The organism is Streptomyces sp. SID5785, from assembly GCF_009870065.1.
Lineage (GTDB): Bacteria > Actinomycetota > Actinomycetes > Streptomycetales > Streptomycetaceae > Streptomyces.
On record NZ_WWIA01001133.1, the window covers coordinates 1 to 13,051 of the forward strand.

Sequence of the window (13,051 nt, forward strand, 5' to 3'; positions counted from 1 at the left end):
GGCGGCGGCCAGCGCCGCCGCGGTCAGGGCGAGCGCGGCCGCGGCCAGGGGGCCGCCGCGGCGCGGCCCGGACCGGCCCGGGCGCAGTCGGGAGCCCCGTACGCGCACGGGTGGGAAGGACGGCACCTCGGCCGTCGGGGGAGTGCTGAGCCGGTAGGGGACAGGTGCAGCGGACGCAGTGGACATGGTCGTCACCGCCTGGGGGTCGGTCCGGGTCGGACGGACACCGCGTCCGTCTCGCCGACCACCTTCCGCCTCCGCGCCGTATCCCGCCGCGGCCCGTGCACTACCCGCCGGTTGTGGACAACCCGCTCACCCGAAGGGGACGTTCCGGCCGCCCGGCTGCCCGCCCGGCTGCCCGGCCGACCGCCCCCGTGGGTTCACGGAAGCCGGATGCCCGGGTCCATCCCGCCGAGCGCCCCGGTGCACAGGCAGTCACGCTCCTGCGTCGCCGGCAGTGCCGCCACCGCGTCGAAGAGCACCGTCCGCAGCCGGTCCACATTGGCGGCGAACACCTTGAGCACGTCGTCGTGCGAGACGCCCTCGCCGCTCTCCGCCCCCGCGTCCAGGTCCGTGACCAGGGTCATCGACGTGTAGCAGAGCTCCAGCTCACGGGCGAGCATCGCCTCGGGGTGCCCGGTCATGCCGACGACGGACCAGCCCATCGCGGCGTGCCAGCGCGACTCGGCGCGGGTCGAGAAGCGCGGCCCCTCCACCACGACGAGCGTCCCGCCGTCCACGGGTTCCCAGCCCTTGCCGCGGGCCGCCTCGACGGCCACCCGCCGCCCGGCCGGGCAGTACGGGTCGGCCGGCGAGACGTGCACGACGTTGGGCACCGTGCCGTCGGGCAGCGGCAGCCCGTCGAAGTAGCTCTGCACCCGGGACTTCGTCCGGTCCACGAACTGGTCGGGGACCAGCAGCGTGCCCGGCCCGTACTCCGGCACGAGCCCGCCGACCGCGCACGGGCCGAGCACCTGGCGCACGCCGACCGAGCGCAGCGCCCACAGGTTGGCGCGGTAGTTGATCCGGTGCGGGGGCAGGTGGTGGCCGCGGCCGTGCCGGGGCAGGAAGGCGACGCGGCGGCCGGCGATCTCACCGATGAAGAGCGAGTCGCTCGGCGGCCCGTAGGGGGTGTCGACCTGGACCTCCGTCACGTCGTCCAGGAAGGAGTAGAAGCCGGAGCCGCCGATCACGCCGATCTCGGCCGCTGCACTTGTGTTCGCGTTCGTCGCCATGCTCAGCACACTAGCCAAGGCGTTCACGCCGAAGACCCTGCCGTCCGGGGACGACAGGGTCTCGTAAGACAGTGCGGGGCGCGCGGCCCCGGGAGGGCCCCCTAGGCGGCGGACGAGGAGCTCGACGAACCGGAGGAGCTCGACGAGCCGGAGGAGCTCGACGAGCCGGAGGACGCCGAGGACGAGGCCGGCTTCGCGTCCGAGGACGAGGAAGAGGACGACGGGGTCGACGACGCGGCGCCGGACTTCGCGGCCGACGACGCCGGGCTGCTGCTCGACGACGAACCGCGGCTGTCGTTGCGGTAGAAGCCGGAGCCCTTGAACACGATGCCGACGGCCGAGAACACCTTCTTCAGGCGGCCCTTGCAGTTCGGGCACTCGGTCAGAGCGTCGTCGGTGAACTTCTGCACCGCCTCGAGGCCCTCGCCGCACTCGGTGCACTGGTACTGGTAAGTCGGCACTGTGTCTTCCTCCTGGCACTCTCACTCAATGAGTGCTAACGACGCTCCATAGTGGCCTATTCCTCGGGATCAGTCCACTGCCACCGGCACTCGGTGACCCACACCACGTGCCACGGTGCGTCCCGCGGACGGTGGTTCGAGGCGCGAGCGCAGCAGGAACATGACCGCGAGAGCGAGCACCGTGCCGCCCATCGGGACGAGGAATCCGGCCCCGTCCCAGAACCGGTCCTCGAGCTGACCGGCGACCGTGACGGCCGCGGCCTGGCCCAGCGCGACCGCGCCGGTCAGCCACGTGAAGGCCTCGGTGCGCGCGTGCGCGGGGACGATCTTCTCGACGAGCGTGTAGCCGGTGATCAGGGCGGGCGCGATGCAGACTCCGACCAGCAGGCCGAGCCCGGCGAGCAGGACGACGGACTGCGCCGCCCACAGGCCGGACGCCATGACGGCGAGCGCCGTGTAGGCGACCAGGAGGCGGTGCTGCGGCGCGGCCTTCCAGGCGACTGCTCCGCAGACGAGCCCGGAGAGCATGTTGCCCGCGGCGAAGATCCCGTAGAGGACGCCGTTCATGCCGGGTTCGCCGATGGACTCCGCGTAGGCCGCGAGGGAGACCTGCATGCCGCCGAAGACCGAGCCGATGCCCAGGAAGGTGACGATCAGGACGCGCACGCCGGGGACGCGCAGCGCGGAGGTGTGCGCCACGCGCGCGTGGGCGCCCGCGGCGGCGACAGGCGGCTGGGTGCTCTTCTGGGCGGCGAAGAGCAGTCCGCCGACCAGGGTGAGCGCGGCCTCGGTGAGCAGGCCCGCGGCCGGGTCGACGCCTGTGCACAGGGCCGTCGCGAACAGCGGGCCGAGCACGAAGGTGAACTCGTCGGTGACGGACTCGAAGGCGGCCGCCGTCTGCATCAGGGGCGAGCCCTGGAGGCGCACGCCCCAGCGGGCCCGCACCATGGGCCCGATCTGGGGCGTGGAGGCACCCGTGGGGACCGCGGCCAGGAACAGGGTCCAGGTGGGCGCACCGGACAGCGCCAGGGCCGTCAGGGCGGCGCCGGACGCCGAGTGCACCAGGACGCCGGGCAGCAGCACGGCGCGCTGGCCGAACCGGTCGGCGAGCTTGCCGCTGTAGGGCGCGAAGAGCGCCATGGAGACACCGGTCGCCGCGGACACGGCGCCGGCCGTGCCGTAGGAGCCGGTGGTGTGCTGCACGAGCAGCACGATCGAGATGGTCAGCATCGCGAAGGGCTGGCGGGCCGCGAAGCCGGGGAGCAGGAACGTCCAGGCGCCGCGGGTGCGCAGCAGCCGGCCGTAGCCCGGGCGGTTGTCCGGGGTGTCGGTGACCGTGGCCGTCTGTGGCACGGTCCTCGCCTTTCTGCCGCCTGGTAGCGCCCCGGGCCCGGTCGGGGCGCGGGGCACCGAGAGCCGTCCTCGTGCGCCGGGAAACCGAGTGATACTGCGGTCCGCGCCAGGAGAGGTTCTGGGCCGTGCAGAGGGGCGTGCCCGGGCTGCGGGGCCCGGACGCGGTGCTGCAAGGGGACCGCGGCCGCTTTGCGGTCGCGCCGGCTCTACGTCAGGCAGAGTCGGTGGTACATGGTGTGCCCTGCCATGCTACCGGGCGGTTTCGCCCCCTGTGCCCAGCCAGCCGGCGAGCTTGCCGCCGTGGGCGACGGCGCGCAGCCGTGCCTCGGTCGCGTCGCGCACCGGGTCGGTGGTGACGACGAGCAGTTCGTCGCCCTGGCGCAGCACCGTGGTGGGGGAGGGCACCGAGGAGGTGCCCTCGCGGACGACGAGGGTGACGGCGGCGCCCTTGGGCAGCCGCAGCTCGCCGACCTCGACGCCGTGCATCCGGGAGCCGGGCGGCACGGACACGGACAGCAGGTGGCCGCGCAGCCGCTCCAGGGGCGCCGACTCGATGCCGAGGTCGGCCGCCTCCGAGGAGGAGTCCAGCCGGAGTTTGCGCGCCAGCCAGGGCAGGGTGGGGCCCTGGATGAGCGTGTAGACGACGACCAGGACGAAGACGATGTTGAAGATGCGCTCGCTGTCGGCGACGCCGGTCACCATCGGGATGGTCGCCAGGATGATGGGGACCGCGCCGCGCAGTCCGGCCCAGGACATGAGGGCCTTCTCCTGCCAGGCCATCCGGAAGGGCGCCAGGCTGAGGACGACCTCGAGGGGCCGCGCCACCATGGTGAGCACGAGTCCGATGACCAGGGCGGGCACGATGTCGTCGGCGAGCTCGTGCGGGGTCACCAGCAGGCCGAGCAGGACGAACATGCCGATCTGCGCGATCCAGCCGAGCCCCTCGGCGAAGCCGCGGGTGGCGGGCCAGTGCGGCAGCTTGGCGTTGCCCATCACCATGGCGGCCAGGTAGACGGCGAGGAAGCCGCTGCCGTGGGCGATGGCGCCCGCGGCGTAGGCGGTGGTGGCGATGGCCATGACGGCGATCGGGTAGAGGCCCGAGGCGGGCAGTGCGACGTGGCGCAGCCCGTAGGAGCCGAGCCAGCCGACCGCGAGGCCGATCGCGGCGCCGATGGCGAGCTCCAGGGCGATCTCGCCGATCAGGTGGTACCAGTGCTCGACGGGGCCCGCGGTCGAGAAGGCGACGACCAGGATGACGACCGGGGCGTCGTTGAATCCGGACTCCGCCTCGAGGACGCCGGTCACGCGGGCCGGCAGCGGCACCTTGCGCAGGACGGAGAAGACGGCGGCCGCGTCCGTGGAGGACACCACCGCGCCGATGATCAGGGACTGCCGCCACTCCAGGCCCACCAGGTAGTGCGCACCGGCCGCGGTGACGCCCACGCTCACCGCGACGCCCAGGAGCGAGAGCGCGGCGGCCGCGGGCAGGGCGGGTCTGATCTCCTTCCACTTCGTGCCCAGACCACCCTCGGTCAGGATCACGACCAGCGCCGCGTACCCGATGACCTGGGTCAACTCGGCGTTGCTGAAGGAGACGTTGCCGATGCCGTCCTGGCCCATGGCGATGCCGATGCCGAGGTACAGGAGCAGGCTGGGCAGCCCGCTGCGCGAGGAGATGCGCACCGCCGCGACCGCGATGAGCAGGACGAGCGCGCCGGCGAGCAGGAGCTGGTTGAGGTGGTGGACAGTCAGGGGCCGTTCCTTCCGCGAGGAGCTTCGCAGGGGCGGATGTGGGGGGAGTTACTTCGTTACCTTACCTAATCGTTAACGCTTTCTTGACGCCCGGGCCGTCGTCGCGGACCTTCCGGGGGCCTCCTTGCTGACTCCGCGTCCGGGCCCGCACCGGACTGCTCGTATGGTTGCTCCAGCCAGCAGCCCGCGAAGGACAGCAAGGATCGCGATGCCCTCCTCCACTAATGCCTCTTCCGGCGGCCAGTCCGGCAGGAAGAAGGGGCGCCGAGCCCGACTGATCGTGATCGTCCTGGTGTTGGCCGTCGTCGCGGGCATCGGGTACGGCGCGTACTGGGGCGTCGACAGCGTGCGCGCCTCCCTGCCGCAGACGACGGGCTCCGTCGAGATCGACGGCCTGGACGGGCCGGTCCAGGTCAAGCGGGACAGTTACGGCATTCCGCAGATCTACGCCTCCTCGGACGAGGACCTGTTCACGGCGCAGGGTTTCGTGCAGGCGCAGGACCGCTTCTACGAGATGGACGTGCGCCGCCATACGACCTCCGGTCGGCTCTCCGAGATGTTCGGCAAGAGTCAGGTCAAGACCGATGAGTTCCTGCGGACCCTGGGCTGGCACCGGGTCGCGCAGAAGGAGTACGACTCCAAGCTCGCGCCCGAGACGAAGAAGTACCTCCAGGCGTACGCCAAGGGGGTCAACGCGTACCTGAAGGGCAAGAGCGGCAAGGAGATCTCCGCCGAGTACGTCGCCCTGGGCTTCGAGAACGACTACACGCCGCAGGAGTGGACGCCGGTCGACTCGGTCGCGTGGCTCAAGGCGATGGCGTGGGACCTGCGCGGCAACATGCAGGACGAGATCGACCGCTCCCTGATGACGAGCCGGCTCGACAAGAAGCAGATCGCCGACCTGTACCCGGAGTACCCCTACGACCGGAACAAGCCGATCGTGCAGGAGGGCGCCTACGACAGCGCCACGAAGACCTACGACCCGGCGGGGACCTCCGGGGGCCAGGGGGGCGCCACGGGCGGCCAGGGCGCCGGCACGGGCCTGACGGGCGGCGCGCAGGCGCCCAGCAGCCTGGAGAGCCAGCTGGGCGGTCTCGCGGACGTCCTGGACCGGATCCCCGACTCCGCGGGCCTCGGCCCGAACGGCAACGGCATCGGATCCAACTCCTGGGTCGTCTCGGGCGACCACACCATCACCGGCAAGCCGCTGCTGGCGAACGACCCGCACCTGGCCCCGCAGCTGCCGTCCGTCTGGTACCAGATGGGCCTGCACTGCACGAGCGTCACGGCGAAGTGCGGCTACGACGTCGCGGGCTACACCTTCGCGGGCATGCCCGGCGTGATCATCGGCCACAACCAGCACATCTCCTGGGGCCTGACGAACTCGGGCGCCGACGTCACCGACCTCTACCTCGAGAAGTTCAGCGGCGACGGCTACCTGTACGACGACCGCACGATGCCCTTCACGACGCGCAAGGAGGTCATCAAGGTCGCCGGCGGCAGCGACAAGACGATCACCATCCGCGAGACGAACAACGGCCCGCTGCTGTCCGACCGCAACGACGAGCTCGTCAAGGTGGGCAAGAAGGCGCCCGTGGGCACGAACGCGCCCGACCGCGGCGACGGCTACGGCATCGCGCTGCGCTGGACCGCCCTGGACCCGGGCAACACCATGGACGCCGTCTTCGGCATCGACCGCGCGGAGAACTGGAGCGACTTCCGCAAGGCCGCCGCCGACTTCCAGGTCCCCTCGCAGAACCTCACGTACGCCGACACCGAGGGACACATCGGCTACCAGCTGCCGGGCCGCATCCCGGTGCGCGGTGAGGGCGACGGCTCGCTGCCCTCGCCCGGCTGGGACGCGAAGTACCGGTGGACCGGCTTCATCAAGCAGGACGAACTGCCCTACGAGTACGACCCGAAGCGCGGCTACATCGTCACCGCGAACCAGGCGGTCGTGGGCGAGGACTACCCCTACACGCTCACCACGGACTGGGGCTACGGCACGCGCAGCCAGCGCATCACCGACCTGATCAAGTCGAAGATCGACGGCGGCGGCAAGATCTCCACCGACGACATGCGCACCATGCAGATGGACAACAGCAGCGAGATCGCGAAGCTGCTCGTGCCCTACCTGCTGAAGGTCGACGTCGACGACAAGTACGTCCGCGAGACGCAGCAGCTCCTGGAGAACTGGGACTACACCCAGAACCCGGACTCCGCGGCGGCCGCCTACTTCAACTCGGTCTGGCGCAACATCCTGAAGCTGGCCTTCGGCAACAAGCTGCCCAAGGAGCTGCGCGTCAAGGGCCAGTGCCTGAGCGTCAGCCCGGTGGACAACTCGGGTCCGGCCGACGACGACCGCAAGGTCCGCGAGTGCGGGCAGCGGGACGCGGACTCGGCGCAGCCGGACGGTGGCGACCGCTGGTTCCAGGTCGTGCGCAACCTGATGAAGGACGAGGACAGCGCCTGGTGGCAGGCCCCGAAGACGCGCACCGACAAGGCCACGCACAACCGTGACGAGCTGTTCTCGCGCGCCATGGAGGACGCCCGCTGGGACCTCACGGCCAAGCTCGGCAAGGACGTCGACACGTGGAGCTGGGGCCGGCTGCACCAGCTGGAGCTGAAGAACCAGACGCTCGGCACCGCGGGGCCCGGCTGGCTGCAGTACGTGCTCAACCGCGGTCCCTGGAAGCTCGGCGGCGGCGAGGCGGCCGTGAACGCGACCGGGTGGAACGCGGCGGGCGGGTACGGCGTCAGCTGGGTGCCGTCGATGCGGATGGTGGTGAACCTGGAGGACTTCGACAAGTCGAAGTGGATCAACCTGACGGGAGCCTCCGGCCACACCTACAGCGCGCACTACACCGACCAGACCGAGAAGTGGGTCGACGGTGACCTGCTCTCGTGGCGCTTCACCGACAAGGCGGTCGAGCGCGACACGTCGGACACGCTGCTCCTGAAGAAGCCGTAGGCGCCGCGCCTCCTGCCGTTCTCCGCTGCCGTTCTCCGCGGCCGCTTCTCCTGCCGTGAAGTCCTAGGGCAAGGGGAAGCGGCGGGCGCCCGAGGGCGTCACGACGGCGTCCACGGCCTTGTCGTGGGGCTCCGCCGGCACCTCGGCGAGGACCTCGTGGTCGTGGAGCAGCACGACCAGGCACGGGTGCGTGTCCGCCGCCTCCAGCCGGGCCAGGACGCGGTCGTAGGAACCGCCGCCGCGGCCGAGCCGGGTGCCGTCCGCGCCGACGGCGAGGCCGGGGAGCAGGACCGTGTCGGCCTCCAGGACGGCGTCGGGGCCGAGCCTGGGCCCGGACGGCTCCAACAGCGTCATCCTGCCCGCGTGTTGGACACGGGCCAGGGAGCCGGCGCCCTCGTACAGGCCCCAGTCGAGGTCGTTGTCGGCCAGGAGCACGGGGAGCAGGACGCGGGTGCCGCGTGCTCTCAGGGCGTCCAGGAGGGCGCCGGTGCCGGGCTCGCCGCCGACGGACACGTAGGCCGCGACGGTGCGGGCGCCGGCCAGGGCGTCCAGCTCGAAGGCGCGCTGGGCGAGAACCGCCTCCGTCTTCTGCACGTCACTCATAGGCAACGCTTTTCTCACCGCGAGGAGCTCTCGTCGCAATGTCTGCTTGTCAGGGTGTGCGCCACGCGCGCCAGGCGTGTCACGTGGGTGGCCGTTCATGGGCGTCTCACAAACCTCTCCTAATCGGCTCATATATGTGCCAACAAAGCGGACCCACAGATTCCACCCATAGGCGCCGGATATGGTGACGGACATGACTGACTCGCACACCAGGATCACCAAGGCTGTCATCCCTGCCGCGGGCCTCGGCACCCGGTTCCTGCCGGCCACGAAAGCGACTCCCAAGGAGATGCTTCCGGTGGTCGACAAGCCGGCGATCCAGTACGTGGTCGAAGAGGCCGTGTCCGCGGGTCTCGACGACGTGCTCATGATCACGGGCCGCAACAAGCGCCCGCTCGAGGACCACTTCGACCGCAACTACGAGCTGGAGTCGGCGCTCCAGAAGAAGGGCGACGCCAAGCGTCTCGCCAAGGTCCAGGAGTCCAGCGACCTCGCCACCATGCACTACGTCCGCCAGGGCGACCCCAAGGGCCTCGGTCACGCCGTCCTGTGCGCGGCCCCGCACGTGGGCCACGAGCCGTTCGCCGTCCTGCTCGGCGACGACCTGATCGACCCGCGCGACCCGCTGCTCGCCCGCATGGTCGAGGTGCAGGAGCAGCACGGCGGCAGCGTCATCGCCCTCATGGAGGTCGAGCCCTCGCAGATCCACCTCTACGGCTGCGCCGCGGTGGAGTCCACCGCCGACGGCGACGTCGTCAAGGTCACCGACCTCGTGGAGAAGCCCGAACCGGCCGACGCCCCCTCCCACTACGCCATCATCGGCCGTTACGTCCTCGACCCCCACGTCTTCGACATACTGCGCAAGACCGAGCCCGGCCGGGGCGGCGAGATCCAGCTCACCGACGCCCTCCAGCAGCTCGCCGCGGACGAGAAGGTCGGCGGCCCGGTGCACGGCGTCGTCTTCAAGGGCCGCCGCTATGACACCGGTGACCGGGGCGACTATCTGCGTGCCATTGTCAGACTCGCGTGCGAACGTGAAGACCTGGGCCCGGACTTCCGGACCTGGCTTCGTCGTTACGTCAGCGAGGAGATGTAGCACCTTGAGCAGCGCGACCCCGTCGTCCGGCCCGACCGCGGCCGGACAGCAGCACCTCTGGTCGGTGGACGAGCACCTGGAGGACATCCTCGGCACGGTCCACCCGCTCGACCCCATCGAGCTGCAACTCCTCGACGCCCAGGGCTGCGTGCTCGTCGAGGACGTGACGGTGCCGGTCTCGCTGCCCCCGTTCGACAACAGCTCGATGGACGGCTACGCGGTGCGCGTCGCCGATGTCGCGGGCGCGAGCGAGGAGTTCCCCGCCGTGCTCACGGTGATCGGCGACGTCGCGGCGGGCCAGTCCGAGCAGCCCACGGTCCGCCCCGGCCAGGCGGCCCGCATCATGACCGGCGCCCCGCTGCCGCCCGGCGCCGAGGCCGTCGTCCCCGTGGAGTGGACCGACGGAGGGCTCGGCGCGGGCCCCGTCAGCACGATGACCGCCCACAGCGCGGCCCCCGAGGGGGCGTCCGGCGAGGTCCGGGTGCACCGCGCGGCCGCCGAGCGCGCCCACATCCGCGCGCACGGCAGCGACGTGCAGGCGGGCGACCGGGCGCTCGCCGCCGGCACCGTGCTCGGCCCGCCGCAGATCTCCCTGCTCGCCGCGATCGGCCGCGGCAGTGTCCGGGTGCGCCCGCGCCCGCGCGTGGTCGTCGTCTCGACCGGCAGTGAGCTCGTCCAGCCCGGCGAGCCGCTGGGCCAGGGCCAGATCTACGACTCCAACAGCTTCGCCCTGACCGCCGCGGCCCGGGACGCCGGTGCCATCGCCTACCGCGTGGGCGCGGTCGCCGACGACGCCGAGACGCTCCGCTCCACGATCGAGGACCAGCTCATCCGGGCCGACCTCGTCGTCACCACGGGCGGCGTCAGCGTCGGCGCGTACGACGTCGTCAAGGAGGCCCTGTCCGCCATCGGCGACCCCGACGACGAGGAGGGCATCGGCGCGGGCAGCGGCGTCGAGTTCCGCAAGCTCGCGATGCAGCCCGGCAAGCCGCAGGGCTTCGGCTCGATCGGCCCCGACCACACCCCGCTGCTCGCGCTGCCGGGGAACCCGGTCTCCTCGTACGTCTCCTTCGAGCTGTTCGTCCGTCCCGCGATCCGGACGCTGATGGGGCTGCCCGCGGGCGCCGTCCACCGGTCCGTGGTCCGGGCCGGGCTCGCCGCCGACAAGGCGCTGACCTCGCCCGCGGGGCGCCGCCAGTTCCTGCGCGGTACCCATGACGCCGCGGCGGGCACGGTGGCCCCGGTCGGCGGCGCGGGCTCCCACCTGGTCGCCGCGCTCGCCCACGCGGACGCGCTGATCGTGGTGCCCGAGGACGTCACCTCCGTGGAGCCGGGCACCGAGGTGGACGTGGTCCTGCTGGGCTGATCTCACCTTCTCCGGGCCGCGCGGTACCGTGTCGCGCACAACAGTCCGGCGCGCCGCACCGCGCACGGCTCGGATCGGGAGCGCCACAGCACCATGAGCACTTCGCAGGACCGACTGACGCACCTCGACGAGGCGGGCGCCGCCCGCATGGTCGACGTGTCGGAGAAGGCCGTCACCGCGCGCACGGCACGGGCCACCGGGCGGGTCCTGGTCTCGCCCCGCGTGATCGAGCTGCTGCGCGGCGCGGGCGTCCCCAAGGGCGACGCGCTCGCGACCGCCCGCATCGCCGGGATCATGGGTGCCAAGCGCACCCCCGACCTGATCCCGCTGTGCCACCCGCTGGCCGTCTCCGGCGTCACGCTCGACCTCTCCGTGGCCGACGACGCCGTCGAGATCCGTGCCACGGTGAAGACCACGGACCGCACCGGCGTCGAGATGGAGGCGCTCACGGCGGTCTCCGTCGCCGCGCTGACCGTCGTCGACATGGTCAAGGCCGTCGACAAGGCGGCCGTCATCACGGACGTGCGGGTCGAGGAGAAGACGGGCGGCAAGTCGGGGGACTGGCACCGATGAGCGACACCTACCGGGCCCTCGTCGTCACCGCGTCCAACCGCGCGGCCGCCGGCGTCTACGCGGACAAGGGCGGCCCGCTGATCGCCGAGGCGCTGCGCGAGCTGGGTTTCCGGGTCGAGGGGCCGCAGGTCGTGCCCGACGGCGACCCGGTGGAGGCCGCCCTGCGCGCCGCCGTCGACGCCGGTTACGACGCGGTGGTCACCACCGGCGGCACCGGCATCTCGCCCACCGACCGCACCCCGGAGGCCACGGCCCGCGTCCTGGACCGGGAGATCCCGGGCATCGCGGAGGCGATCCGCGCCCACGGCCGGGAGAACGTGCCCACGGCGGCGCTCTCCCGTGGCCGCGCGGGCCTCGCGGGGAGCACACTGATCGTGAACCTGCCGGGTTCGAGCGGGGGCGTGAAGGACGGGCTCGCCGTCCTGCGGCCGCTGCTCGTCCACGCCGTCGACCAGATCCGCGGCGGTGACCACCCCAGACCCGACACCCGGCCCGATGCCCAGGCCCCCGGGGGTGCGCGCTGAACAGCCCGTCCTGGCCCGTCGTTCTGGCGGAGGGCGATGTCGTCCTCCGCCCGATAAGGCTGCGCGACCAGCGCGCCTGGCGCGAGGTGAACCGGCGCAACCGCGACTGGCTGCGCCCCTGGGAGGCGACGATCCCGCCGCCCACGCCGAGCGGGCCGATCACCCACCGCCCGACCTACCGCCAGATGGTGCGCCATCTGCGCTCGGAGGCGGGCGCGGGGCGGATGCTGCCCTTCGTCATCGAGTACCAGGGCCGTCTGGTGGGGCAGTTGACCGTCGCCGGGATCACCTGGGGTTCGATGTGCTCGGGGCATGTCGGGTACTGGGTCGACGAGTCGGTGGCCGGGCGCGGGGTGATGCCGACCGCGGTCGCGCTCGCCGTCGACCACTGCTTCCGCACGGTGGGGCTGCACCGCATCGAGGTCTGCATTCGGCCGGAGAACGGGCCGAGCCGCCGGGTCGTGGAGAAACTCGGATTCCGCGAGGAGGGGCTGCGCCCGCGCTATCTCCACATCGACGGGGCGTGGCGGGACCATCTCGTCTTCGCGCTCACCGCCGACGAGGTTCCCGAAGGGCTGCTGAAGCGGTGGCGGCGCGAGCGCCGCAGCAAGACCGCAGGTCCGGGCGCCCCGAACACGGTCGACCCCGGCGCCCCCTCTAAATGAAATAAGTGTTCGAAATTGATCGCCGATCGACCGCCGGAGGCATTAAATTCCCGCCCCGGTCGGCCGGTTGATCGCATCAGTCGCAAAAAATGCTCGAAATATCAGCCAGATCGTGCGACACACCGGCCCAATTGGCGGATGGCCTCACGCAAACCCCTCTACGGTGTGAGGCGTGAGCAGCAGCGGCCTCATCTACGCAGTCATCGTCGGGGCCTGGGCCGCCTACTTGGTGCCGATGTGGCTCCGTAGGCAGGACGAGCTGAACGAAGCCCGTCCGACGGAACGCTTCAGCACCGCCATCCGGCTTCTCTCCGGCCGGGCGGGCATGGAGCGCCGATACGCCAAGGACCTGCAGGCGCGCCCGCCCGAGGCGGACGAGCGGCCCGGCGACCCGGCCGACCCGGACGCGTCCACCGATGCGGTGGACCCCCGGGCCTTCGGCGCGCCCGCGA

Annotated in this window: 11 protein-coding genes and 2 pseudogenes; 7 read left to right on the forward strand and 6 right to left on the reverse strand. The window is 71.7% G+C overall.

Annotated elements, in window-relative coordinates:
* From GTW43_RS36645 to GTW43_RS36665, 5 genes and pseudogenes are all read right to left on the reverse strand, one after another.
* A pseudogene (locus tag GTW43_RS36645) lies at positions 1 to 186 on the reverse strand (hypothetical protein); the annotation flags it as partial.
* A 194-nt stretch (positions 187 to 380) separates the two neighbouring features.
* Positions 381 to 1,235 carry an S-methyl-5'-thioadenosine phosphorylase gene (locus GTW43_RS36650; RefSeq protein ID WP_161306284.1) on the reverse strand — a complete coding sequence of 285 codons (855 nt, stop codon included), beginning with the start codon at positions 1,233 to 1,235 and terminating at the stop codon, positions 381 to 383.
* Positions 1,236 to 1,336: 101 nt separating this feature from the next.
* Entirely contained in the window at positions 1,337 to 1,696 is a 360-nt protein-coding gene (locus GTW43_RS36655; RefSeq protein ID WP_161306285.1) for an FmdB family zinc ribbon protein, read from the reverse strand.
* A 69-nt stretch (positions 1,697 to 1,765) separates the two neighbouring features.
* Positions 1,766 to 3,049, reverse strand: coding sequence for an MFS transporter (locus tag GTW43_RS36660; protein WP_161306286.1), 1,284 nt, complete (start codon positions 3,047 to 3,049; stop codon positions 1,766 to 1,768).
* A 249-nt stretch (positions 3,050 to 3,298) separates the two neighbouring features.
* The gene (locus GTW43_RS36665; RefSeq protein WP_161306293.1) at positions 3,299 to 4,831 is read right to left on the reverse strand and encodes a potassium/proton antiporter; all 1,533 of its coding nucleotides are present in this window, start codon (positions 4,829 to 4,831) and stop codon (positions 3,299 to 3,301) included.
* A gap of 178 nt (positions 4,832 to 5,009) precedes the next feature.
* Here GTW43_RS36665 and GTW43_RS36670 point away from each other — a divergent pair, with 178 nt between their 5' ends.
* Positions 5,010 to 7,772 carry a penicillin acylase family protein gene (locus GTW43_RS36670; protein WP_161306287.1) on the forward strand — a complete coding sequence of 921 codons (2,763 nt, stop codon included), beginning with the start codon at positions 5,010 to 5,012 and terminating at the stop codon, positions 7,770 to 7,772.
* Between the two features lie 63 nt (positions 7,773 to 7,835).
* Here the strand turns inward: GTW43_RS36670 and GTW43_RS36675 are convergent, their stop codons facing one another.
* The gene (locus GTW43_RS36675) at positions 7,836 to 8,474 is read right to left on the reverse strand and encodes a 5-formyltetrahydrofolate cyclo-ligase (RefSeq protein WP_237537007.1); all 639 of its coding nucleotides are present in this window, start codon (positions 8,472 to 8,474) and stop codon (positions 7,836 to 7,838) included.
* Between the two features lie 94 nt (positions 8,475 to 8,568).
* On the opposite strand from GTW43_RS36675, the gene galU reads away from it, so the two are divergent.
* The 6 genes and pseudogenes from galU to GTW43_RS36705 form a co-directional block, all read left to right on the forward strand.
* Positions 8,569 to 9,471 carry a UTP--glucose-1-phosphate uridylyltransferase GalU gene (gene galU / locus GTW43_RS36680; RefSeq protein WP_161306289.1) on the forward strand — a complete coding sequence of 301 codons (903 nt, stop codon included), beginning with the start codon at positions 8,569 to 8,571 and terminating at the stop codon, positions 9,469 to 9,471.
* Positions 9,472 to 9,475: 4 nt separating this feature from the next.
* Entirely contained in the window at positions 9,476 to 10,837 is a 1,362-nt protein-coding gene (gene glp, locus GTW43_RS36685; protein ID WP_237537008.1) for a gephyrin-like molybdotransferase Glp, read from the forward strand.
* Between the two features lie 93 nt (positions 10,838 to 10,930).
* Entirely contained in the window at positions 10,931 to 11,410 is a 480-nt protein-coding gene (gene moaC / locus GTW43_RS36690; RefSeq protein WP_161306291.1) for a cyclic pyranopterin monophosphate synthase MoaC, read from the forward strand.
* Positions 11,407 to 11,934: a MogA/MoaB family molybdenum cofactor biosynthesis protein gene (locus tag GTW43_RS36695; RefSeq protein WP_161306292.1), complete on the forward strand. Its 528-nt coding sequence runs from the start codon at positions 11,407 to 11,409 to the stop codon at positions 11,932 to 11,934. The genes moaC and GTW43_RS36695 overlap by 4 nt, the downstream gene beginning before the upstream one ends.
* Entirely contained in the window at positions 11,931 to 12,599 is a 669-nt protein-coding gene (locus GTW43_RS36700) for a GNAT family protein (protein ID WP_161306294.1), read from the forward strand. Before GTW43_RS36695 ends, GTW43_RS36700 begins: the two co-directional genes overlap by 4 nt.
* A 172-nt stretch (positions 12,600 to 12,771) precedes the next feature.
* Positions 12,772 to 13,051, forward strand: a pseudogene (locus GTW43_RS36705) (hypothetical protein); the annotation flags it as partial.

Coding starts and splice junctions, on each gene's coding strand:
- GTW43_RS36670 (WP_161306287.1), top strand. CDS start 5,010: ATGCCCTCCTCCACTAATGCCTCTTCCGGCGGCCAGTCCGGCAGGAAG.
- galU (WP_161306289.1), top strand. CDS start 8,569: ATGACTGACTCGCACACCAGGATCACCAAGGCTGTCATCCCTGCCGCG.
- GTW43_RS36675 (WP_237537007.1), bottom strand. CDS start 8,474: ATGAACGGCCACCCACGTGACACGCCTGGCGCGCGTGGCGCACACCCT.
- GTW43_RS36695 (WP_161306292.1), top strand. CDS start 11,407: ATGAGCGACACCTACCGGGCCCTCGTCGTCACCGCGTCCAACCGCGCG.
- moaC (WP_161306291.1), top strand. CDS start 10,931: ATGAGCACTTCGCAGGACCGACTGACGCACCTCGACGAGGCGGGCGCC.
- GTW43_RS36650 (WP_161306284.1), bottom strand. CDS start 1,235: ATGGCGACGAACGCGAACACAAGTGCAGCGGCCGAGATCGGCGTGATC.